The sequence below is a fragment of the Streptomyces sp. WZ-12 genome (assembly GCF_028898845.1).
GTDB lineage: Bacteria > Actinomycetota > Actinomycetes > Streptomycetales > Streptomycetaceae > Streptomyces.
The window spans coordinates 1,994,696-2,015,766 of record NZ_CP118574.1 but is presented as its reverse complement, the minus strand read 5'-3'; the positions used below and the strand labels follow the sequence as shown (position 1 = coordinate 2,015,766).

Below are 21,071 nucleotides of genomic sequence, written 5' to 3'. Positions count from 1 at the left end.
GTCAGGGCGCGGCGGCGGCGTCGGAGTCCGTGTCCTCGGCGGCGTGCGAGGCCAGCACGCCGGTGCGGTGCCGCTGGACGAACCAGTAGTAGGCGAAGCCGCCGAGCGCCACGATGCCGATGAACAGGAAGGCGCCCCAGCGCAGATACCAGTGCTGCGGGCCGGTGGCGTTATAGACCGCGGCCCGCGGCCAGGCGAGGTTGACGGACATCGCCAGGCCCCAGAGCACCGCCAGGACGTTCACCGGCAGGCCGAACCGTCCCAGCGAGAAGCCGCCGGTGGTCCACCGGCCGCGCAGCCGCTGCACCAACATCGGCAGGGTCACCATCAGGTACGCCAGGTAGATCATGATGATCGCGATGCTGGTGATCACCGAGAAGATCTGCGGCTGGTTGACGTTGATCAGCAGGATCGCGATGCCCACCAGCCCGATCACGACCGCGGGCAGCACCGGCGTCTGGAACCGCGGGTTGATCCGGGCCAGCCGCGCGGACGCCGGGAGGTTGGTGTCCCGGGCCATCGCGAACATCAGCCGGATCGCGGCGGTGTGCACCGCCAGGTCGCAGACGGTGATGGCGATCACCACGCACCACAGCACGAGCTGCCCGACCGTCGGCCCCAGGGTGGCCAGCACCACGTACTGGAGACCGTCCAACGACAGCCGCTTGTCGTGCAGATCGGGCGTGGCCAGCAGCGCGAACAGCAGGATCAGACCGCCGATGAGGAACGAGGCGATCAGCGCCCGCAGGATCGCCTTGGGTGCGTTGCGGGTCGGGTCCACGGACTCCTCGCCGAGCGAGGAGGCGGTGTCGAAGCCGTACATGACGTAGGCGGAGGCCAACGAGGCGGTCAGGAACGCGCCGAAGTACCCCAGGCTCTGGCCGCTGCCCAAGCCGAAGGTGTTGGTCAGCGTCGCGGCCGGGCCGCGGGTGATGTGCGCGGCCAGCAGCAGGATCAGCACGATCGCGGCGATCAACTCGATGGCCACGCCGGCCGAGTTGATCCGCGCCATCAGCTTGACGCCGAAGGCGTTGACCAGGGTGGTGAAGGCGATCAGCACGCTGCCCAGGAGCACCGCGTTGGCGGCCGCGCCGGTCTTCCCGGTGCCGTTGCCGATGAACTGGAACCACGACGAGATCTGCGGCAGCGTCACCTGGTAGGCCAGCGCCACCGCGGCCAGCGACACCATCGACGCGGTGAGCATCATCCAGCCGCCGAGCCAGCCCACGTGCGGACCGCCCAGCTTCTTCGCCCAGTTGTAGACCGAGCCGGCCACCGGATAGCGGCAGGCCAGCTCGCAGAAGCACAGCGCCACCATCAACTGGCCGCAGAAGACCATCGGCCAGGACCACCAGTACGCCGGTCCGCCGTGGCTCACCCCGAAGTAGAAGAGCTGGAAGGTGCCGGTGAGGATGGAGATGTAGCTGATACCGGCGGCGAAGGTGTGGAAGTTGCCGAGGGTGCGCTTGAGTTCGGGCTTGTAGCCGAGTTCGGCCAGCGCCCCGTCCTCGTGCGGGGCGTCGTCGGCGCCGTCTCCGGCGGAGTCGGACGGGACGGAACCGGTCACTCGAACCACCTCTGCGGACGCGGCGCGGTGTTCCGCCACACGTGCTTGGCCTCCGTGTACTCCGCCAGCCCGGCCGGCCCCAACTCCCGGCCGACGCCGGACTGTTTCATCCCGCCCCACTCCGCCTGCGGCACGTACGGATGGAAGTCGTTGATCCACACCGTGCCGGCCCGCAGCCGGGACGCCACCCGCTGGGCACGCCCGGCGTCCTGCGTCCACACCGCCCCCGCCAGCCCGTACACCGTGTCGTTGGCCAACGACACCGCCTCGTCCTCGTCGCGGAACCGCTCCACGGTCAGCACCGGTCCGAACGACTCGTCGCGCACCACCGTCATGTCCGGGGTGCACTCGTCCAGCACCGTCGGCAGGTAGTAGAAGCCGTCCGCCAGCGCCGGATCGGCCGGTGGTGCCCCGCCGCAGCGCAGCACCGCGCCCTCGTCCAACCCGGCCGCCACATACGCCTCGATCTTCGCCCGGTGCGCGGCGGAGATCAGCGGGCCGGTGCGGGCATGCTCGTCGAACGGGCCGCCCAACGGGATCCGCCGGGCGCGCCCGACCAGTTCGTCGACGAAGCGGTCGTGCAGCTCGTTCTGGATCAGCAGCCGGGCGCCGGCCGAGCACACCTGCCCGGAGTGCAGGAACACCGCCGTCATGGCGTAGTCGACGGCGGTGTCGAAGTCGGCGTCCGCGAACACGATGTTGGGGTTCTTGCCGCCCAGTTCGAGGGCGATCTTCTTCACCGTGGGCGCCGCCGCGGCCATGATGCGGCGGCCGGTGACCAGCCCGCCGGTGAACGAGACCAGGTCCACCCGCGGGTCCTCGGTGAGCGGTGCCCCCACGACCGGGCCGGTGCCCAGCACCAGGTTCGCCACTCCGGCCGGCACCCCGGCCTCCGCCAGCAGCCGCATCAGGTGGATCGCGGTGTGCGGGGTCAGCTCGCTCGGCTTGAGCACGAAGGTGTTCCCGGCGACCAGCGCCGGCGCGACCTTCCACGCGGTCTGCAGCAGTGGGTAGTTCCACGGCGTGATCAACGCGCAGACCCCGACCGGCTCGTGCCGCACCGTGCTGTCGGCCTCGGCCACGCCGGTGTCCACCACCCGGTCGGTGCCGCCGGCCGCGCCGAGGTTGCCGAAGTAGCGGAAGCAGTTCGCGATGTCGTCCATGTCGTAGCCGCTCTCCACCAGCCGCTTGCCGGTGTCCAGCGACTCGGCCCGGGCCAGCGCCTCCCGGTCCCGCTCCAGCAGCTCGGCGACCCTCAGCACCACCCGGCCGCGCTCGGCGGCCGGCGTACGGGGCCAGGGCCCGTCGTCAAACGCCAGCCGGGCGGCGGTGAGTGCCGCCGCCACGTCCTTCGGTCCGCCCTCGTCGACGGTCGCGACCAGCGTGCCGTCCGCCGGGCAGCGGATCTCCCGCACCTGTCCGTCGGCCGCTGCGGTCCACTGACCGTCGATGAACAGCTCCGGCATGGGGTGGCCTCCGGTCCTCGCGGTGTCGTCTCCGGGCGGGCTCCCGCGAAAGGGCCCGTACGGGACGGCTCCTGACGCGACGGTCTCTCTCGGTGGTGATCTCGGTACCGAGCGTAAGTCGGGTGTCGAGGGACCGCACGGTGCGCGGCGCCGGGGCGTCCGGCCGGGACCCGATGGGGTGAGCGCGCGGGGCTGCCCGACAATGGGGGCATGCACCTGGTCCCCGACGCCGCCGCGTACCTCGCCGGACGCTGGCACATCGAACGCACCGTGCACGACCTGCGGGCCGGCGCCGAGGGCGGCTTCCGGGGCACCGCGGACTTTCGGCCGGACGGGCCCGACGGGACGTTGTGCCACGTCGAGGAGGGCGAGCTGACCTGGGCCGGCGCGGTGCACGCGGCGACCCGCACGCTGCGGCTGCGGCCCCGGCCCGACGGCACCGCCGCGGTCACCTTCGCCGACGGCCGCCCCTTCCACGACCTCGACCTGCGGACCGGCCGCTGGACCGCCGTCCACCCGTGCGCGGCGGACCGCTACGACGGCAGCTTCACCGCCGTCACCGCGGACCGCTGGCACCTTCAGTGGCGGGTCACCGGCCCGACCAAGGACCAACTGCTGCGCTCGGTCTACCGCCGCGCCGACTGACCGCACCCCGCCCGCGGGCGGGCGGGCGCTACGGCTTGACCGCCTTCAGCGCGTACAGCAACGGGACGATCGGCTCCGCGTCGGGCAGCCGCCACCAGCCGTTCGCGGTCGGCACCATCGACGGGAAGCGCGGCCACGGCAGCTCCTCGGTCTCCCGCAGCAGTTGCACCCGCAGCCCGGCCCCGACCACCGCCGAGACGACCTCGCCGAGGCCGTGCCGCCACTCGTAGCTCGTGGTCGCGCCGGTCAGCGGCGGGCCGTCGGTGTAGGTGGTGGGGGAGTCGCTGCGCAGCGCGCCGCGGCCCGCGAGGTAGTCGTGGCGGAGCAGCAGCGGCGGGGTGTCCGGGTCCGCGGGCGGGGTCGGGCCGAGCGCGTTCAGCAGCGGGTGGAACTCCACCAGGTAGAACGTGCCGCCCGGCCGCAGCAGTTCGGCGACGGTCCCGGCCCAGGAGGCCAGGTCCGGCAGGTAGCAGACCGCCCCCTTGCCGGTGTAGACCACGTCGAAGCGGCGGTCGCCGAGCGCCTCCGCCGCGCGGTACACGTCCGCGTGCACGAACTCCATCGCCCGGCCCGTCTCCCCGGCCAGCCGCCGGGCCTGGGCCACCGCCTCGGCGGAGAAGTCCAGCCCCACCGCCCGCGCGCCCCGGTCCGCGAACGCGGCCGTCTCGGTGCCCAGATGGCACTGGAGGTGCAGCACGTCGCGGTCGGTCAACGCGCCGAGGTCGGCCCACTCGAACGACGCGAACCAGTCGTCGGCCCGCCGCGACCCGTCCAGGCCGTAGAACGCGCTGGCCACATGGACCGGTGTACGGGCGTCCCAGTTCGCCTCGTTGGCGCGGACCATCTCCTCGATGCCGGGCTCCCCGGGCCGGCCGCCGGCGGGCGGACCGAGCGGTGCCCGGCCCGTGGACTCGCTCTGCTCTGTGGTCATGGTCCTCTTCTACCTGCCCGCGTCCCGCGGACACCAGGAGCCCGCCGCATACCATCCGGTACCGGCCACCCGCCGCGCATCGGTCACCCGGCCCCCGCAGAGCACCAGCCGCCGTCCCAGCCGCCCGGCCAACGCCTCGTCGTCGGTGGCGAGGACGCAGGTCAGCCGGTACCCGCCCCACACCCGCACCAGCAGCTCGGCGAACTCCGCCGCGGCCGGCGGCGACAGCCCGTCCGTGGGCCGGTCCGCGAGCAGCACGGTGGGCCGCTTCACCAGCGCCCGGGCGAGCGCCGCGCGCCGCCGGGCGTACGGGTCCAACTGCCCCGGCAGCAGATCGTCCCGGCCCGCCAGTCCGACCTCCGCCAGCGCCTCCCCGGCCAACTCCCAGCGGTCGGCCGGCCGCAGCCGCAGCGGGGCCAGCGCGGCGGCCACGCCCTGCCGCACGGTCAGCCCCGCGACGGGCCCCGGGTGGTCGCCGTCGCCCGTCCCGAGCAGGCCGATCGACTCGGCGCGGATCCGTCCCAGCCGGGACGCGGTGACGGTGGCCAGATCCGTACCGTCCAGCAACACCCTGCCCCGGGTGGGCCGCTCCAGCCCGCCGAGGATCCGCAGCAGCGTCGAGGCGCCGGCTCCGGGCGGACCCTGGATGGCGAGCGCGCCGCCGTCCGGCACGTACAGCTCGACGCCGTCCAGGGCCCGCACCGGTTCGCCGCCGCTTCGGTAGTGCTTGGTCACGCCGGTCAGGTGGTACACGTGCGCTCTCTCCTCCGGCCACCGGACCGTGGCCCCGTCGCCGACCGTAGGCATCCCGTGTGACCGGGCCGTGAGTGGACTGTGAGAGGCCGATGAGAACGCCGGGCGGCTGGCCGGCACCAGGCGCGGGCCGCGCGTTCCGCGCCGGTGCGCGCGCCGGCCCGACTCCCCGCCCCCGCCGGCGGGTTGGACGCCGGGCGCGGTGGCCGTACGGTTACCGGCACCGCAATCCGACGGGAAGAGTGGGGAATGAGCCAAGAGAACCGGGTGCTGTCCAACGCCGTCGACGTGAGCGTCCCGAGCGTCGCGCGGATGTACGACTACTACCTCGGCGGCAAGGACAACTACGCGGTGGACCGCGAGGCGTGCGACGAGCTGAGCAAGGTCGTCCCCAGCACCGGGGTGCTGGCGGTCAACAACCGGCGCTTCCTGCGCCGGGTGGTCCGTTGGCTGGCCGAGGAGCGCGGCATCCGGCAGTTCCTCGACCACGGCTCAGGGCTGCCGACCCAGGACAACGTCCACGAGGTCGCGCAGCGGGTGGACCCCCGGTCCCGGGTGGTGTACGTCGACAACGACCCGATCGTGCTGGCGCACGGCCGGGCGCTGCTGGAGGAGAACGAGCACACCGCCGTCATCCAGGCGGACCTGCGGGACACCGACGGGATCTTCGACAACCCCGAGGTCCGGCGGCTGATCGACCTCGACGAGCCGGTCGCCGCGCTGTTCGTCTCGGTGCTGCACTGCATCCCGGACGCCGACGACCCGGCCGGGCTGGTCCGCCGGGTAGCCGAACGGCTCGCCCCCGGCAGCTATCTGGTGGTGTGTCAGTTGGTGAGCGAGGACCCGGCGACCCGGGACTTCGTCACCGAGTTCATGCGGGTGAACACCCAGGGGCGCTGGGGCCGGGTGCGTCAACAGCACGAACTGCGGGCGTTCCTGGACGGGTTGGAGATCCAGGAGCCGGGCCTGGTGGAGGTCTCGACCTGGCGCCCGGACCCGTCCGACGCCGGCCCCAAGCAACTGACCCAGGAGTGGATCGAGTACGGCGGCGTGGCCCGCAGGGCCTGACACGGTGTAACGACACGAGCCCGCGGGGAGGAAGTGGAGTGGGGGACGCAAGCAGCCGTCCCGTATTCCCACCCCTCTCCGCCCCCGCGTCAACTCTCCTGTTTCAGCAGCCGTTCCAATATCAGCAGCGACTCCCGGGGCGACTCCGCCTGGGCGGAGAGCCGGTCCATCACGGCGAGGTAGTGGTCGACGTCGTCGCGCTTGTCCAGGTAGAGCGCGCTGGTGAGCTGCTCCAGGTAGACGATGTCGGGCAGGTCGGGCTCCATGAAGCGGAGGATGGTGATGGGCCCGCCGGCCGCCGCGTGGCCGCCGAGGGCGAACGGGGCGACCTGGAGGGTGACGTTGGGCAGGTGCGCCATCTCGATGAGGTACCGGAGCTGGCCGGGCATCACCTCGGGACCGCCCAACGGCCGGCGCAGGCACGCCTCGTCGAGGATCGCCCACAGTCGCGGCGCGTCCGGGAGCGTCAACAACCGCTGCCGCTCCATCCGTAGCCCGACCCGCTGCTCGGTCTCCTCCGCCGTGGCGGTCGGGTGCCCGAGCTGCGCCACCGCACGGGCGTACTCCGCCGTCTGCAACAGGCCCGGCACGAACTGGACTTCGTAGGTACGGATGACCGACGCGGCCGACTCCAGGCCGAGATGGGTCTCGAACCAACTGGGCAGCACGTCGTTGTACTGGTGCCACCACCCGGGCGTGCTGGTCCGGCGGGCGAGGGTGAGGAAGGTGGCGCGGGCGGCGCTGTCGGTGACGCCGTACAGCGTCAACAGGTCGGCGACATCGCGTTCCTTGCAGCTCACCCGGCCCAGTTCCAGGCGGCTGATCTTGGCGTGCGAGGCCCGGATGGTGTGCCCGGCGGCCTCGCGGGTGATGCCGGCGGCCTCCCGCAACCGCCGCAACTGGGTGCCGAGCACGATGCGCAGGACGGTGGGGCCGCCGCGCGGATGGTCCAGATAGCGGCGCAGGGACGGGTCACTGCTCGACTGCGCGGCGCTCATGCTGACTCCCCTGAGTGGTCGGGCGAACGCCCAGTGTCCCATTGCCCCGAAGGGGCGTACACCTACGCCGACTATCCGGTCGACATATGCCTCAGAAAGAGCTCCCCGAGGCGGTCATCGGGTCACCCGGAGGCGAACAGATCGTCGAACTCGCCGTCCTTCGCGGCCTGTACGAAGGCGGCCATCGCGTTGCGGGGGTAGATCAGCGCGGGCCCCGACGCGTGTCGCGAGTTGCGCACCGCGACCTCGCCGTCCGAAAGAACCGCCAGCTCAACGCAGTTGCCGCTGGGGTTGCTGCGGCGGCTCTTGCGCCAGACCGCGCCCTCGATGCCGGTGGCCGGCATCCCGTTGGTCATCGACTCCATCAAAGCTGCTCCTTTGGTGGGGAGATGTGCTCGGGACCGATCCGGGGCCGCGATCACATTGGCGTGATACCGCTCCCGGGTGACCGTCCTTGCCGATGTAATTGCAGATGCACTTGCAGCATTGGACGGTCGACGAGGATATTAGCCCTTCGGGACGGCCCCGCCCAGACCGTCCCGGACGCGCCCAACCCGTATGCCCCTCCGCGGAGATCGTGATGACCACACACCCGGCAGAGTCCGAGCGCGACGTCCTCCGGGAAGGAGGAACGCCCATGGCCGGCCCCGCGCGCGACGCCGGGATGATGCCGGGGCTGGACGGCTTCGCCGCCTGCGCGCTGAGCGGTTCGGCGTGCACCGTGGCGGAGGCCCGCCGCTTCACCCGGGACACCCTCCAGGACTGGCGGATGTGCCCCCTCCTCGCCGACAACGCCGTCCTGATCGTCTCCGAACTGGTGACCAACGCCCTGCGCCACGGCACCCCCGCCGACCCGTTCGAACTGGCCTTCAACTCCCTTGGCGGCAACCGCTTTTGTCCCGCCTGGCTGGCGCTGACCCGACAGGAGCGCGGGGTGCTGTGCGCGGTCTCCGACGGCGGGAGTGGGGCTCCCGTACTCCGACAGCAGGACGCGCTCGCCGAGTCCGGGCGCGGCCTCCGCCTCGTCGACGAGCTCAGCGACGCCTGGGGCTGGACGCTTCCCGATCACGCGGGCAAGACGGTGTGGGCTACGGTGGTGGGGCGCGGCTGAAAGGGGCCGCGGGGAGTGATCACGGGGGGCCGGAAGTCGATGGACCTGCTGTCGCTGCGCTACTTCCGCGCGGTCGCACGCCGGGAGCACATCAGCCGGGCCGCCGAGGAACTACGGGTCGCCCAGCCCTCGGTGAGCCGGACCATCGCCCGGCTGGAGGCCGAGCTCGGGGTGCCGCTCTTCGACCGACAGGGCCGCACCGTCCGGCTCAACGGCTACGGGACCGCCTTCCTCCGCCGGGTGGAACGGGCCCTGGACGAACTCGACCAAGGGTGCGCCGAGTTGGCCGACGCCGCCGCCCCCGACCGGGGCACCCTCGCGCTCGCCGCCGAGACCCTGCTGCCGCTCGCCCCGCTCCTGGGCGACTTCCGCGCCGCACACCCCGGCGTCGCGGTCCGGCTCCTCCAGTCCACCCCTGGCGCGATGCTGGCCCAACTCGGCGCCCGCGAGGTGGACTTCTGCATCGCCTCGCAACCGCTGACCGCCCCCGGGCTGGAGGAGATTCCGCTGCGGCGCGAGGAGGTTCGGCTCGTCGTCCCGGCCGGACACCGGCTGGCCGGCCGGGAACGGGTCACGGTGGCCGACCTGCTCGACGAGCCGTTCCTCACCACCCGGCCCGGGCACTGGCAACGCGCCCTCCTGGAAAGGCTGTTCGCACCCACCGGGCAGCGCCCGGTGATCGCCTGTGAGGGCGACGAGCCGGGCGTCACCCCCTACCTCATCGGGGCCGGGATCGGCATCGGACTGCTCCCCACGGTCGCCCGCATCGCCCCCCTGCCGGAATCGATCGCCTGGCTGCGCATCGACGCCCCCGACTGCGTCCGCACGCTCAGCCTGGTCCGGCGCGCGGACGGCCATCTCTCGGCGGCCGCGGCGCGCTTCCGGGACCTGGCCCTGGCGCACTTCGCGCCCACCGGCGACGCGCCGGCGGACCCGCCCGGCGGGGCCGCGGCTCAGAGCTCGTCGCCGCGCACCAGATAGCCGTCGCGGATCGCGGAGGGATCGGCGAACGGGCCGCTGCCGTACGGGTGGAGCGCGATGGCCAGTTCGCTGGCGGCCGGTCCCTGATCGGGAAGCGGCGCGAAGTCACCGTCGAGAGCGTCCAGTTGGCGCTGCACGCCGTGCTGGCAGACTTTGGCCAGCTGGTCCGCCTCGACCGCGGAGAGGTTCGCCCCGGCCCGCAACTGGACGTGGACCACGGGTCTGGCCTCCAGGTCCCCGCCCGCGTCCAACGTGAGACAGAACCCCTCGATCAACCCCGCCAGCGGATTGCCCTCGAAGAGCCCGCGCTCGACATCCTGCGGATAGCTGTTGGCGCCCATGATGAACTCCCGGCCCCAGTCGGTGGGTTGGCACCGACATCATCGGGGCCGGGCGCCCGTTCGTCATGAGCCCGGCTACTCAGCTCCGCGGATGAGTACGGGGTGACTCAGCCAAGTCGACCGTGCGCCTCGACGCCCGGGTCGCCGTCGAGGCCATGGCCCAGGCCGAACGCCGCCAGCAGCCGTTCCGCCGCCAGCGTCGCGGTGATCTCGCCGGCCCGCACCGCCCGTTCGACCTCCGGGCCCAACCGCCGCACGTCCGGGTGCTCCTGGAGCAGGTCGATCAGCCGCTCCCGGACCATCGACCAGGTCCAGTCCACCTGCTGCACGCGGCGCCGCTCGGCCAGCGCACCGGTGGACTCCAGCAGGGTGCGGTGCTGCTCGATCCGCTCCCACACCGTCTTCAGGCCGGTGCCCTCGCGGGCGCTACAGGTGAGCACCGGAGGGGTCCAGACGGCGTCCGGGGTGGGGGTCCCCCCTGCTCGATCGGAGTGGAGGGCTTGGGGGCGCAACAGCCGCAGTGCACCGGCGAGTTCGCGCGCCGCGGAGCGGGCGTCCCGCTCGTGCGGGCCGTCCGCCTTGTTGACCGACACCAGGTCAGCCAGTTCCAGGACGCCCTTCTTGATGCCCTGGAGCTGATCGCCGGTCCGGGCCAGCGTCAACAGCAGGAAGGTGTCGACCATGTTGGCGACGGTGGTCTCCGACTGGCCGACGCCGACCGTCTCCACCAGCACCACGTCGTACCCGGCGGCCTCCATCACCACGATCGACTCCCTGGTCGCCCGCGCCACTCCGCCCAGCGTCCCGGAGGTGGGGGAGGGACGGACGAACGCCGCCGGGTCGGTCGACAGGCGCTCCATCCGGGTCTTGTCGCCCAGGATGGAGCCGCCGGTGCGGCTGGAGGACGGGTCGACGGCCAGCACCGCCACCCGGTGCCCCAGCCCCGTCAACAGCGAGCCCAGCGCGTCGATGAAGGTCGACTTGCCGACGCCCGGTACGCCGCTGATGCCCACCCGCCGGGCCGCACCGGAGTGCGGCAGCAGCCTGACCAACAACTGTTGGGCGGCCGCGCGGTGGTCGGCGCGGGTGGATTCCACCAGCGTCACCGCGCGGGCGATCCAGGCACGGGAACCGGCCCGCACCCCCTCGGCGTACCGGTCGACGTCGATCCTCGGAGTCATCGCCCTCCAGCCCTCCGCTCTACAGCTCGTGGCCGAGGGCCGTTGCCAGGTCCCGCACCAGGTCGTGGGCCGCGTCCGGGATGACCGTGCCGGGCAGGAACACCGCCGCCGCGCCCATGTCCCGCAGCGGCTGGACGTCCTGCGGCGGGATCACCCCGCCGACCACGACGGTGATGTCCTCCCGCTCCTGGGCCGCCAACGCCTCCCGCAGCGCCGGCACCAGCGTCAGATGGCCGGCGGCCAGCGAGGACACCCCGACGATGTGCACGTCGGCCTCCACCGCCTGCCGGGCCACCTCCGCCGGGGTCTGGAACAGCGGGCCGACGTCCACGTCGAAGCCCAGGTCGGCGAAGGCCGTGGCGATCACCTTCTGGCCGCGGTCGTGGCCGTCCTGGCCCATCTTGGCCACCAGGATGCGCGGCCGGCGCCCCTCGGCACGCTCGAACGCGGCCACCAACTCCCGGGTGCGCTCGACCCCCGACGAGGGGCCCGCTTCGTCTCGGTACACACCGGAGATGGTACGGATCTGGCCCGAGTGGCGTCCGTAGACCTCCTCCAGGGCGTCCGAGATCTCGCCGACCGTCGCCATCGCCCGGGCCGCGTCCACCGCCAGGGCCAGCAGGTTGCCCTCAAGTCCCGGGCCGGGGCCGGCCTTCGCCGCCTCGGTCAGCGCCCGCAGCGCCCGCCGACAGGCGTCCTCGTCGCGCTCCGCCCGCAGCCGCCTGAGCTTGTCGATCTGCTGCGCCCGCACCGCGGAGTTGTCGACCTTGAGGACCTCGATCTCCTCGTCCGTCTCCACCCGGTACTTGTTGACGCCGATCAGCGCCTGCCGGCCCGAGTCGATCCGCGCCTGCGTACGGGCCGCGGCCTCCTCCACCCGCAGCTTGGGGATGCCCGCGTCGATCGCCTTGGCCATCCCACCGGCCGCCTCGACCTCCTCGATGTGCGCCCAGGCCCGGCGCGCCAGGTCGTGGGTGAGCCGCTCGACGTACGCGCTGCCGCCCCACGGGTCGATCACCCGGCAGGTGCCCGACTCCTGTTGGAGGAAGAGCTGGGTGTTGCGGGCGATCCGGGCCGAGAAGTCGGTGGGCAGCGCCAGCGCCTCGTCCAGGGCGTTGGTGTGCAGCGACTGGGTGTGGCCCTGGGTCGCCGCCATCGCCTCCACACACGTGCGGGTGACGTTGTTGAACACGTCCTGCGCGGTCAGCGACCAGCCGGAGGTCTGCGAATGGGTGCGCAGCGAAAGGGACTTGGGGTTCTTCGGCTCGAACTGCGAGACCAGCTTCGCCCACAGCAGCCGGGCCGCGCGCAGCTTGGCGATCTCCATGAAGAAGTTCATGCCGATCGCCCAGAAGAAGGACAGCCGCGGCGCGAAGGCGTCCACGTCCATCCCGGCCGCCATGCCGGCCCGCAGGTACTCGACCCCGTCCGCGAGGGTGTACGCCAGCTCCAGGTCGGCCGTCGCGCCCGCCTCCTGGATGTGGTAGCCGGAGATCGAGATGGAGTTGTAGCGCGGCATCTTCTGCGAGGTGTACGCGAAGATGTCGGAGATGATCCGCATGGAGGGCTGCGGCGGATAGATGTAGGTGTTGCGGACCATGAACTCCTTGAGGATGTCGTTCTGGATGGTCCCGGCCAACTTCTCGGGCGGTACGCCCTGTTCCTCGGCGGCCACGATGTAGAGCGCGAGCACGGGCAGCACCGCGCCGTTCATCGTCATCGACACCGTCATCTTGTCCAGCGGGATGCCCTCGAAGAGCTGCCGCATGTCGTAGATCGAGTCGATGGCCACGCCCGCCATGCCGACGTCGCCGGTCACCCGCGGGTGGTCGCTGTCGTAGCCGCGGTGGGTGGGCAGGTCGAAGGCGACCGACAGGCCCTTCTGGCCGGCGGCGAGGTTGCGGCGGTAGAAGGCGTTGGACTCCTCCGCGGTGGAGAAGCCGGCGTACTGCCGCACCGTCCAGGGCTGGTTGACGTACATCGTCGGGTACGGGCCGCGCAGATACGGCGCGATGCCCGGGTACGTGCCCAGGAAGTCCAGCCCCGCCAGGTCCGCTTCGGTGTAGAGCGGCTTGACGTCGATGCCCTCCGGCGTCTCCCAGGTCAGGTCCTCGACGCTCTTGCCGGTGGCCTGCTGCACCGCCTCCGCCCAGCCGGCCCCGTCACCGGGCGCCGCCGTGCCCGACGGGGTGCCCAGCTCCACCGTGCTGAAGTCCGGGATGGCGCCTGCCTTCCCGGGGACGTGGCCCGAGGCGGCGCCCGTGGCGCCCGCTCCCTGTGCCGTCTCCTTCATGCCGCCACCTCCGTGACATCCAGGGCCGAGGACAGCACCCCGGCCGCATCGCAGCCGGCGAACACGAACGTGTCCACCCCGGCCGCCACGAACTCCTCCCGGCGGCCGCCCGGTTTGCCCGCCAGGTACACCCGCGCCGCCCCGGCCGACTTCAGCGCCTCGGCCACCTCCGCCGCCTGCTCGGCGTAGCCGGTGTCACTGGCGCACAGGCACGCGATCCGCGCGCCGCTCGCCGCGAACGCCCCGGCCACCGACGCGGCCGTCACCCGCTCCGTATCGGTCTCGATCCCGCCCGCCTGGAAGAGGTTGGCGGCGAACGCCACCCGCGCGGTGTGCGCCGCGACCGGGCCCAGCGCGGCCAGGAACACCTTCGGCCGCGCCCCACCGGCCGCCGACCGGGCGTCCGAACGGGCCCGCAGCGCCTCGAACGCATCGTCCCGACGCACCCGCGGCAGCCCCCCGCCGGCCGGTGCCGGCGCCGGCTCGCGGGACAGCGGCGCCTCGGCCAGCAGCGGGAACTCGCTGACGCCGGTGATCGGCTCCCGGCGGTGCGCCAGCTCAGCGCCGCGCCGCCGCCAGGTCTTGGCCAACCGCTCGCCGAGCATCCCGGACCGCAGCGCGGCGGCCTGCCCGCCCGCTGCCTCGATCTCCTGGAAGAACGCCCAGCCGGCGCGGGCGAGTTCGGCGGTGAGCCGCTCGACGTACCAGGAGCCGCCCGCCGGGTCGATCACCTTCGCCAGGTGCGACTCCTCCAGCAGCACCGACTGGGTGTTGCGGGCGATGCGCCGGGCGAACGCGTCCGGCAGCCCCACCGCCGCGTCGAACGGCAGCACCGTCACCGCATCGGCGCCGCCGACGCCCGCGGACAGCCCGGCCACCGTGGTGCGCAGCATGTTCACCCACGGGTCCCGACGCGTCATCATCACCGAGGAGGTGACCGCGTGTTGACGCTGCGCGGCACCGGCCGGCGACGCCCCGCAGACCTCGGCCACCCGCGCCCACAACAGCCGCGCCGCGCGCAGCTTGGCGATCGTCAGGAACTGATCGGCACTCGCGGCATACCGGAACTCCAACTGCCGACAGGCCGCGTCGATGCCCAGGCCCGACCCGCCCTCGGTGAGCGCGCGCAGATAGCCGACCCCGCTGGCCAGCGAGGCCCCCAACTCCTCGGCCGCCGAGCCGCCCGCCTCGTGGTACGGCAGCGCGTCGACGGACACCGTGCGGATCCCCGGCGCGCTCCCGGCGACCCGGCCGGCCCAGCGCGCGGCGTCCGCCAGCCCGTCGGCCAGCCCGCGGTCGTCGCCGGTACGGGCCAGCTCGCCCAGCGGATCGGCGCCGAGCACCCCGGCCGCCTCCGACAGCGCCACCCCCGACTCCTGGTACAGCCGCAGCAACTCCTCGGCCGCCGCCGGGAATTCCGGGCCCGCGTCCAGCACCACCGGCGCCAGGTCCAGGTAGACCCCCCGCACCGCCTCCGCCAGGCCGGACACCGGGACGCCGCCGTCGCCGACCGTCAACCACACGGAGGTGACGCCGTTCTCCAGGTCGGCGAGGAGCGCCTCGTTGACCCGTCGGGGATCGGTGCCGTGCTGCCGCTGGCGCACGTCCCACCCGGAGGCGGCACTGCCCTCCGGACGGGACGCCCGCACGAACGGCGGGAAACCAGGCAGGCCGGCGGCGGGCGGCGCGTCCTGGGCGGTGTAGAGCGGGCGGACACGGATCCCGTCCTGGAGATCCGTGGCGAGCGCGTCCTCGGCGGCGGCACCCGCGGCCTCGGTGGCGCCCGACTTGCGCAGTACGCCCTCGACCAGACGCTGCCACTGCTCGCGATCAGCGGCCGGGAAGGCGCCGGCCAGGGGGAGTTCGGGGGACTCGGCGGTCATGGCAGCAGGCTAGGGGAACGGTCGTTGGCCGGAGCAGGGGAAAGCGCTGTGACCTTGCCCTCGTTGAACCGGGCCCCGATCGCCGTGTACGGGCGAACCCGCCCCGACCGGGCCCCGATCGGCCGCCGGAACGGGCTCCTCCGGCGCGCTACCGGGATTCAATCGAAGTGCACCGGCCTTCAGACTGGTGGTGAAGCGAATCTGAACCTGGCGACGCGGAGCGTCGCCGAATCGTTCCAGCGGAGCTGGATTCAGCTGATCCGCACCGGACTGTCAGTGGTCGCTGTTAGCGTCCGGATCATGCAGCTTCGGTATGCCTTTCGCCTCAGCCCGACGCCGGGCCAGCGCATTGCGTTGGCCCGGGCGTTCGGGTGCGCGCGAGTGGTGGACAACGATGCGATCGCCGCGCGGGAGCGAGCGCGGGCGAAGAAGAAACTCAACAGAGTCCAGCGGGACCTGTCCCGCAAACGGAGGGGGGCGAAGAAGCGGGCCAAGGCTCGCCTGAAGGTCGCCCGCGCGCACGCCCAAGTCGCCGACGCGCGCCGCGAGTTCCCTCACCAGCTCGCCACCAGGCTGATCCGCGAGAACCAAGCGGTCGCCGTGGAGGACCTGGCGGTCAAAGGACTCGCGCGCACCCGGCTGGCCAAGAGCGTGCACGATGCGGGCTGGTCGCAGTTCGTGGGCATGCCGGAGTACAAGGCCGCCCTGTACGGGCGTACCTTCGTCAAGGTCGGCCGGTTCGAGCCCACTAGCCAGGTGTGCTCCACCTGCGGCCACCGTGACGGGCCCAAACCCCTCGATGTGCGGGAGTGGACCTGCACCGCCTGCGGCACCGTCCATGACCGGGACCACAATGCCGCACTCAACGTCAAACAGGCCGCCGGACTGGCGGTTGCAGCCTGCGGAGCGCCGATAGGACCAGAACCCGTTCTGGCACAGCGCACAGCGGCAGGAAGCCACGGAAGCCCGCTCGATGCCCGTGCCGCGTAGCTGCACAGCACCGAGCGAGCAGGCCAGAATCTCCCTCCTTCAGAAGGGAGAGCAAGTCAAGGTGGCCCCGCACCCCACCGAGGAGCGGAATGCACCGACCGCCGATCACCCGCACCACCCTCGCCGCCGCCCTACTCGCCCTGTTGACGCTGACCGTCACCGCGGCCCTCCTGGTGCCGACGCCGCACCACGGCACCGCCGCCCGCCCCACCTGCACCGGCCGCACCCTCGCCTCCTGGTCCGTCGACCCCGGCCCGACCCGGGCGTTCGCCCACTACGGCGACGACGGCGCCCGCACCGACGACTGGACCGGCGGCGACGGCACCCACTCGGTGCGCCTCCCGGACGGCCGGACGCTCTGGCTGTTCTCCGACACCTTCCTCGACCGCGTCCACCCGCCGCCCAACCCCCAGGGCGCGCCCCACCATTGGCGCACCACCGAGAACGGTGGCACCCCCTTCCTGCGGCACAACTCCCTGGTGGTCACGGACCGTTCGGGCACGCCGGAGCGCACCCTGACCGGCGGCGGCGCCACCGCGCCCGGGCCGTTCTTCCCCGACGCGCCCGGCGGCGGCTGGCGTTGGCCGGTCCATGCGACCGTCGAGCCCCGCACCCCCGGCGCGGCCGAACAGGTCGTCCGGGTGCTGCTGTGGAACCGGGCGCCCGGCACCGGCCCGTGGATCTTCGGCGCGCCCCACGGCACCGAGGTCGCCACCCTCTCCCTGCCCGACCTGCACCTGGAATCGATCACCCCGGTCGTCGACCAGAGCACCGTCACCGACCCGGCCCGGCGCGTCCTCTACGGCACCTCACTGGTCCGCGACGGCGACCGGAGTTACGTCTTCGGCGGCGACGACCCGCCCTCGACCCCGGCCGACAGCGGCTATCTGGCCCGGGTCCCGACCGGCCGGCTCGGTGACCGGGCGGCCTGGCGGTTCTGGGACGGCGCCCACTGGCAGCCGGACGCCGGGCGGGCCGTCCCGGTGCTGCGCGGCGCCGGCCGGCGCGGCGTCGGCAGCGCCTTCACCGTCGTCCGCGACCACGGGACATGGGTGCTGTTCACCATGGACACCCCCGCCGGCGGCGCCGCGGGACTGCGCACCATCACCGGCTACTGGTCCTGCTCCCCCCAGGGCCCCTGGCACGGACCGGTCGGCCGGCTCACCCCGCCCCGGCCCGCCGGCCCCGACCCCCACCACGTCGCGGTCTACAACCCGCAGGCCCACCCGGAGTTCACCACCGCCGCCGGCCTGTTGCTCAGCTACGACGTCAACTGGCTCGGCCCACCCGGCACCGCCCCCGACCCGGTGGTCAACGGCGATGTGGAGCTCTACCGCCCGCGGTTCCTCCGGGTGCGGTTGGCGCCGGTGGGGCGGTGAGCCGACGCCTCAACCCTCGTGCTCCTGCCGCCACTTGAGGGCGTGTTCCTCGATGTCGTAAGGGACGAGGCCCAGCGGTGGGCCCTCCTGCGGGGCGGCCAGGGCTGCCCGGATGCGGTCGTTGATGTCGGTGAGGATGCGGCGGAGGGCGGCCTCGGTGGGGGCGTCGGCGGCGGCCGTCAGCGCGTCCTCGGCCTCCTTGCGCAGGACGAGGCCGGGCGGGAGGAAGGACAGGTGCTCCCGGTGCATCTTGTCCTTGATCCACCAGGTCTCGTCGTAGGGCCGGTCGAGAGCGGGGAGCGGTTTGCCGAAACCGGGGAGGCGCTCGCACGCGTCCCGCTCGGCCGACTCGCGGATCTGCTTGTCGACCCAGCTCTCGAAGCTGACGCCGGGGGGTTTGCGCTCGGTCATCGTGGCTCCTCCCGAGATGCCGGACGGTTCCCGCCCCTTCACGGTAGCGCAGCGATGCCGGCCGCCCCGGGCCCGGGACGGCCGGTCAGCCGCCCCCGCCGTTGGGGCTCTCGGCGGGCCGCGGGGTCGGCTGGACGAACGGGAAGGCGTTGTTGCCGCCGCACACCATGGGGCCGACCTGGACGCCCTCGCCGATCAGGGTCACCATGACCAGGCCCGGCGGCTTGCCCCCGGGGACGCGGGCGTTGGCGGCGGTGCACACCAGTTGGTTCAGCGAGGCCGGGTCCACCAGTTTGGCGTTGACCGGCAGGGTGATGGTGACCCGGCCCTGCCCGGTCGACGCGGTGAGCGGGGCGGGGAACTTGGGCACCACGCTGGAGAGTCCGCGCATCCGCTCGGCGTGGTTCGGCCCCTGTGCCAGGAGGTCGAGCGCGCCCTGCGGGTCCAGCGGCTCCTTCGTCCGACGGGTCGCCGAGTGCAGCCCGTCCGGGCCGTAGAAGAAGAGCTGCACATCGGCCGGGGGTTTGCCCGGGCCGCGCACCCCGGACGCCGGTTCGCCGGCGTCGATCACGTCGGTGGGCTCGATGCCGCAGCCGGCCAGGGCCGTGGTGAGCACCCCGGCCAGGGCGACCAGGCGGGCGGTGGTGCGGTGCGCGGTCAGGCGTCGGGCGGTCATGCGGTGTCGGTCCCTTTCCCCGGGCCGGCGGGATCGTCGGTGGGCGGGTCGGCCGGTGCGTCGGCGGGTTCGTCGACGGTCCCGTCGGGTGGCGCCTCCTCCTGGCGCAGCGGCAGCTCGACGGTGAACACCGCACCGCCCTCGGGGGAGTTGGCAGCACGCAGCGCACCGCCGTGCAGCCGGACGTTCTCCTGGGCGATGGCCAGCCCCAGCCCGCTGCCCTCGGACCGGGCGCGGGCCGAGTCCGCCTTGTAGAAGCGGTCGAAGACGTGCGGCAGCACCTCGGGGTCTATCCCCGGGCCGGCGTCGCGGATCTCGATGCGGAGCGTGGCGTCGCCCGGCTCCGGTGCGTGCAGCACCACCCGGACCGGCTCGCCGCCGTGGTGTAGCGCGTTGCCCACCAGGTTGGCCACCACCACGTCGAGCCGGCGCGGGTCGAGCCGGGCCCGGACGTCGTCCGGCAGGTCCGCGGTCACCCGCTGCTGCCAGGCGCGGGCCTGGAGGGTCTTGCGGATCGTCTCGGCGACGTCCACCTCGTCCAAGTGGAGCGCGGCGGCGCCCGCGTCGAACCGCGAGACCTCCATCAGGTCCTCCACCATCCGCGCCAGCTTCCCGGTCTCCTGGCTGATCAGCCGGACCGCGGAGGCGGTGTCCGGGTCCAGCGAGTCGGCGTCCTCGTCCAGTACGTCGGTGACCGCGGCCATCGCCGCCAGCGGCGTGCGTAGCTCGTGCGAGACATCGGCCGCGAACCGCCGGGAATTGGCCTCCATGCGGCGCAGCTCCGCCATGCTCTCCTCCAGCTTCGCCGCCATCTCGTTGAACGTCCGCGACAGATCGGCGAGTTCGTCGGCGCCCTTCACCTCCAGCCGGGTGTCCAACTTGCCCTCGGCGATCTTCCCGGCCGCCTGCCGCAGCCCGCGGACCGGACGCAGCACCCCGCGCGCGGCGAACAGCGGCAGGATCACCGCCAGCGCGAACGCCGGCAGCGCCCCGCCGCGCGCCGCGCTCACCAGCGCCTCGACGTTGGCCTCCTCGGCGCGCAGCGGCAGTTGGGCGTAGACCGTCAACGGGGAGGCGGTGTTGTCGGTCTGCCGCACCGGCATCCCGATCAGCAGCCAGGGCGAGCCGTCCCGGTCGATGCGCTGGAAGGCCGGCACCCGGCGCTTCTCCACCGACGACTTGAAGCCGGCCGGCACCGCCATGTCGCGCCGCAGTCCGCCCTCGTCGCTGTCCGGGACGCCGTTGTAGTGCACCGAGATGTCCCAGTCCCGGGACTTGCCGGAGCGCTCCAACTGCACCCGGAAGAAGTCCAGGTCGGACCGGGACGGCGGCACCGCCAGCTCCGGCGCCAGCGAATTGATCTGCGCCCGCAGGTCGTTGACGGCGGTGTCCTGGGACCGCTGGAGGATCGCGTTCCGCGCCTCGCGGTAGGTCAGGCCGGCGGTGGTCAGCGCGCTGACCGCGGCCACCAGGAGGAACGCCACCACGAGCCGGGCGCGCAGCCCGCGCACCGCGGAGGCGCCCGGCAGCAGGCGGCGCAGGCGGCTCACAGTGGTCCGAAGCGGTAACCGAAGCCCCGCACGGTCTGGACGTACCGGGGCGAGCGCGGGGTGTCCTCTATCTTCGTCCGCAGCCGCATCACGCAGGCGTCCACCAGCCGCGCGTCGCCGTGGTAACTGTGCTCCCAGACGTGCTCAAGCAGTTGCTGGCGGCTGAAGACCTGGCCCGGGGTGGCGGACAGGAACAGCAGCAGCTTCATCTCGGACGGCGCCAGCGCCAGGTCCTTGCCGCCCTTGCTGACGACCAGTCCGGCCCGGTCGATGGCCAGTTCGCCGTAGGTCTCCACGGGCGCGGGCCCCGGCTCGGTGGCCGGGGCGCCGTCGGCGGGCAGCGCGGTGCGCCGCAGCACCGCCCGGATGCGGGCCTCCAACACCTCGCCGCGGGCCGGTTTGACGATGTAGTCGTCGGCCCCGGCCTCCAGCCCGAGGACCACGTCGAGGTCGTCGCCGCGGGCGGTGAGCATGATGATCGGCAACTGGCGCTCGGCCCGGATGAGCCGGCAGATCTCGAAACCGTCCTTGCCGGGCAGCATCAGGTCCAGCAGTACGATGTCCGGGCGGAAGGCCGGCAGCGCCGCCAGGCCCTCCTCGCCGCTGGCCGCGGCCGCGACTTCATGGCCGCGCCGCCGCAAAGCGAGGGACACTCCGTCCCGCACGGCAGCGTCGTCCTCGATCAGAAGTACACGTGGCATGGGTCCAGTATCAATAAGTTTCATGATGGATCCGTAACAGGAGCAGCCTGTCCCGAGTCCTGTGCATCTGTGGGGGTGCGAGCGGCGTCCGTGCTGATGGGGCACACAAGCCGCCGGCAGACACAGCATCGCAGTACAACGAGGGG

At 72.8% G+C, this 21,071-nt stretch carries 19 protein-coding genes and 2 pseudogenes; 7 read left to right on the top strand and 14 right to left on the bottom strand.

What is annotated here, in order from left to right:
* Nucleotide 1: 1 nt before the first annotated feature.
* Nucleotides 2-1,567, bottom strand: a complete 1,566-nt coding sequence (locus PV796_RS08665) for an APC family permease (protein ID WP_274912356.1) — start codon at nucleotides 1,565-1,567, stop codon at nucleotides 2-4.
* Nucleotides 1,564-3,033 (bottom strand): aldehyde dehydrogenase family protein, encoded by a 1,470-nt coding sequence (locus PV796_RS08660; protein ID WP_274912355.1) that lies wholly within the window; start codon nucleotides 3,031-3,033, stop codon nucleotides 1,564-1,566. The genes PV796_RS08665 and PV796_RS08660 overlap by 4 nt, the downstream gene beginning before the upstream one ends.
* 210 nt (nucleotides 3,034-3,243) lie before the next feature.
* On the opposite strand from PV796_RS08660, the gene PV796_RS08655 reads away from it, so the two are divergent.
* Nucleotides 3,244-3,678, top strand: a complete 435-nt coding sequence (locus tag PV796_RS08655) for a DUF6314 family protein (RefSeq protein WP_274912354.1) — start codon at nucleotides 3,244-3,246, stop codon at nucleotides 3,676-3,678.
* 28 nt (nucleotides 3,679-3,706) lie between these two features.
* On the opposite strand, the gene PV796_RS08650 is transcribed toward PV796_RS08655, so the two are convergent.
* Both PV796_RS08650 and PV796_RS08645 read right to left on the bottom strand, forming a co-directional pair.
* Nucleotides 3,707-4,609 carry a class I SAM-dependent methyltransferase gene (locus PV796_RS08650; RefSeq protein WP_274912353.1) on the bottom strand — a complete coding sequence of 301 codons (903 nt, stop codon included), beginning with the start codon at nucleotides 4,607-4,609 and terminating at the stop codon, nucleotides 3,707-3,709.
* 9 nt (nucleotides 4,610-4,618) lie between these two features.
* Complete coding sequence (locus tag PV796_RS08645) at nucleotides 4,619-5,362, bottom strand: ATP-binding cassette domain-containing protein (RefSeq protein WP_274912352.1); 744 nt, start codon at nucleotides 5,360-5,362, stop codon at nucleotides 4,619-4,621.
* Between the two features lie 249 nt (nucleotides 5,363-5,611).
* Here PV796_RS08645 and PV796_RS08640 point away from each other — a divergent pair, with 249 nt between their 5' ends.
* The gene (locus tag PV796_RS08640; protein WP_274912351.1) at nucleotides 5,612-6,430 is read left to right on the top strand and encodes an SAM-dependent methyltransferase; all 819 of its coding nucleotides are present in this window, start codon (nucleotides 5,612-5,614) and stop codon (nucleotides 6,428-6,430) included.
* Nucleotides 6,431-6,519: 89 nt separating this feature from the next.
* Here PV796_RS08640 and PV796_RS08635 read toward each other — a convergent pair whose 3' ends face one another.
* The gene (locus PV796_RS08635) at nucleotides 6,520-7,428 is read right to left on the bottom strand and encodes a helix-turn-helix domain-containing protein (protein ID WP_274912350.1); all 909 of its coding nucleotides are present in this window, start codon (nucleotides 7,426-7,428) and stop codon (nucleotides 6,520-6,522) included.
* A gap of 122 nt (nucleotides 7,429-7,550) precedes the next feature.
* The gene (locus tag PV796_RS08630) at nucleotides 7,551-7,793 is read right to left on the bottom strand and encodes a DUF397 domain-containing protein (protein ID WP_274912349.1); all 243 of its coding nucleotides are present in this window, start codon (nucleotides 7,791-7,793) and stop codon (nucleotides 7,551-7,553) included.
* Between the two features lie 272 nt (nucleotides 7,794-8,065).
* Here PV796_RS08630 and PV796_RS08625 point away from each other — a divergent pair, with 272 nt between their 5' ends.
* Complete coding sequence (locus PV796_RS08625) at nucleotides 8,066-8,539, top strand: ATP-binding protein (RefSeq protein ID WP_274912348.1); 474 nt, start codon at nucleotides 8,066-8,068, stop codon at nucleotides 8,537-8,539.
* Nucleotides 8,540-8,554: 15 nt separating this feature from the next.
* Nucleotides 8,555-9,520 (top strand): LysR family transcriptional regulator, encoded by a 966-nt coding sequence (locus PV796_RS08620; protein WP_446750578.1) that lies wholly within the window; start codon nucleotides 8,555-8,557, stop codon nucleotides 9,518-9,520.
* Here PV796_RS08620 and PV796_RS08615 read toward each other — a convergent pair.
* The 4 genes from PV796_RS08615 to PV796_RS08600 all read right to left on the bottom strand — a co-directional run bounded on the left by PV796_RS08615 (nucleotide 9,493) and on the right by PV796_RS08600 (nucleotide 15,218).
* The gene (locus PV796_RS08615; protein WP_274912347.1) at nucleotides 9,493-9,861 is read right to left on the bottom strand and encodes a coenzyme f390 synthetase; all 369 of its coding nucleotides are present in this window, start codon (nucleotides 9,859-9,861) and stop codon (nucleotides 9,493-9,495) included. The genes PV796_RS08620 and PV796_RS08615 overlap by 28 nt on opposite strands.
* Before the next feature lie 107 nt (nucleotides 9,862-9,968).
* A complete protein-coding gene (meaB, locus tag PV796_RS08610) occupies nucleotides 9,969-11,042 on the bottom strand; it encodes a methylmalonyl Co-A mutase-associated GTPase MeaB (protein WP_274912346.1) in 1,074 nt (357 codons plus the stop codon).
* Nucleotides 11,043-11,061: 19 nt separating this feature from the next.
* On the bottom strand, nucleotides 11,062-13,335 hold the full coding sequence (gene scpA / locus PV796_RS08605) for a methylmalonyl-CoA mutase (protein WP_274912345.1): 2,274 nt from the start codon (nucleotides 13,333-13,335) through the stop codon (nucleotides 11,062-11,064).
* Nucleotides 13,332-15,218 carry a methylmalonyl-CoA mutase subunit beta gene (locus PV796_RS08600; RefSeq protein ID WP_274912344.1) on the bottom strand — a complete coding sequence of 629 codons (1,887 nt, stop codon included), beginning with the start codon at nucleotides 15,216-15,218 and terminating at the stop codon, nucleotides 13,332-13,334. The genes scpA and PV796_RS08600 overlap by 4 nt, the downstream gene beginning before the upstream one ends.
* A gap of 300 nt (nucleotides 15,219-15,518) precedes the next feature.
* Between PV796_RS08600 and PV796_RS42310 the strand changes: the two are divergent.
* The 3 genes and pseudogenes from PV796_RS42310 to PV796_RS08590 all read left to right on the top strand — a co-directional run.
* Nucleotides 15,519-15,590 (top strand): annotated as a pseudogene (locus tag PV796_RS42310) (helix-turn-helix domain-containing protein); the annotation flags it as partial.
* Nucleotides 15,591-15,638: 48 nt separating this feature from the next.
* Nucleotides 15,639-16,208, top strand: a pseudogene (locus tag PV796_RS42305) (RNA-guided endonuclease TnpB family protein); the annotation flags it as partial.
* Between the two features lie 89 nt (nucleotides 16,209-16,297).
* A complete protein-coding gene (locus PV796_RS08590; protein ID WP_274912342.1) occupies nucleotides 16,298-17,587 on the top strand; it encodes a hypothetical protein in 1,290 nt (429 codons plus the stop codon).
* Nucleotides 17,588-17,596: 9 nt separating this feature from the next.
* On the opposite strand, the gene PV796_RS08585 is transcribed toward PV796_RS08590, so the two are convergent.
* The 4 genes from PV796_RS08585 to PV796_RS08570 all read right to left on the bottom strand — a co-directional run bounded on the left by PV796_RS08585 (nucleotide 17,597) and on the right by PV796_RS08570 (nucleotide 20,925).
* On the bottom strand, nucleotides 17,597-17,998 hold the full coding sequence (locus PV796_RS08585) for a DnaJ family domain-containing protein (protein WP_274912341.1): 402 nt from the start codon (nucleotides 17,996-17,998) through the stop codon (nucleotides 17,597-17,599).
* Between the two features lie 85 nt (nucleotides 17,999-18,083).
* Nucleotides 18,084-18,674 carry a hypothetical protein gene (locus PV796_RS08580; protein ID WP_274912340.1) on the bottom strand — a complete coding sequence of 197 codons (591 nt, stop codon included), beginning with the start codon at nucleotides 18,672-18,674 and terminating at the stop codon, nucleotides 18,084-18,086.
* A complete protein-coding gene (locus PV796_RS08575) occupies nucleotides 18,671-20,224 on the bottom strand; it encodes a sensor histidine kinase (protein WP_274912339.1) in 1,554 nt (517 codons plus the stop codon). The genes PV796_RS08580 and PV796_RS08575 overlap by 4 nt, the downstream gene beginning before the upstream one ends.
* A complete protein-coding gene (locus PV796_RS08570; RefSeq protein WP_274912338.1) occupies nucleotides 20,221-20,925 on the bottom strand; it encodes a response regulator transcription factor in 705 nt (234 codons plus the stop codon). The genes PV796_RS08575 and PV796_RS08570 overlap by 4 nt, the downstream gene beginning before the upstream one ends.
* Nucleotides 20,926-21,071 lie beyond the last annotated feature (146 nt).

What these genes read in the sequence shown, in the direction of transcription:
- PV796_RS08660 (WP_274912355.1), bottom strand. Translation starts at nt 3,033, where the DNA reads ATGCCGGAGCTGTTCATCGACGGTCAGTGGACCGCAGCGGCCGACGGA.
- PV796_RS08655 (WP_274912354.1), top strand. Translation starts at nt 3,244, where the DNA reads ATGCACCTGGTCCCCGACGCCGCCGCGTACCTCGCCGGACGCTGGCAC.
- PV796_RS08650 (WP_274912353.1), bottom strand. Translation starts at nt 4,609, where the DNA reads ATGACCACAGAGCAGAGCGAGTCCACGGGCCGGGCACCGCTCGGTCCG.
- PV796_RS08640 (WP_274912351.1), top strand. Translation starts at nt 5,612, where the DNA reads ATGAGCCAAGAGAACCGGGTGCTGTCCAACGCCGTCGACGTGAGCGTC.
- PV796_RS08635 (WP_274912350.1), bottom strand. Translation starts at nt 7,428, where the DNA reads ATGAGCGCCGCGCAGTCGAGCAGTGACCCGTCCCTGCGCCGCTATCTG.
- PV796_RS08630 (WP_274912349.1), bottom strand. Translation starts at nt 7,793, where the DNA reads ATGGAGTCGATGACCAACGGGATGCCGGCCACCGGCATCGAGGGCGCG.
- PV796_RS08625 (WP_274912348.1), top strand. Translation starts at nt 8,066, where the DNA reads ATGGCCGGCCCCGCGCGCGACGCCGGGATGATGCCGGGGCTGGACGGC.
- PV796_RS08615 (WP_274912347.1), bottom strand. Translation starts at nt 9,861, where the DNA reads ATGGGCGCCAACAGCTATCCGCAGGATGTCGAGCGCGGGCTCTTCGAG.
- meaB (WP_274912346.1), bottom strand. Translation starts at nt 11,042, where the DNA reads ATGACTCCGAGGATCGACGTCGACCGGTACGCCGAGGGGGTGCGGGCC.
- scpA (WP_274912345.1), bottom strand. Translation starts at nt 13,335, where the DNA reads ATGAAGGAGACGGCACAGGGAGCGGGCGCCACGGGCGCCGCCTCGGGC.
- PV796_RS08600 (WP_274912344.1), bottom strand. Translation starts at nt 15,218, where the DNA reads ATGACCGCCGAGTCCCCCGAACTCCCCCTGGCCGGCGCCTTCCCGGCC.
- PV796_RS08590 (WP_274912342.1), top strand. Translation starts at nt 16,298, where the DNA reads ATGCACCGACCGCCGATCACCCGCACCACCCTCGCCGCCGCCCTACTC.
- PV796_RS08585 (WP_274912341.1), bottom strand. Translation starts at nt 17,998, where the DNA reads ATGACCGAGCGCAAACCCCCCGGCGTCAGCTTCGAGAGCTGGGTCGAC.
- PV796_RS08580 (WP_274912340.1), bottom strand. Translation starts at nt 18,674, where the DNA reads ATGACCGCCCGACGCCTGACCGCGCACCGCACCACCGCCCGCCTGGTC.
- PV796_RS08570 (WP_274912338.1), bottom strand. Translation starts at nt 20,925, where the DNA reads ATGCCACGTGTACTTCTGATCGAGGACGACGCTGCCGTGCGGGACGGA.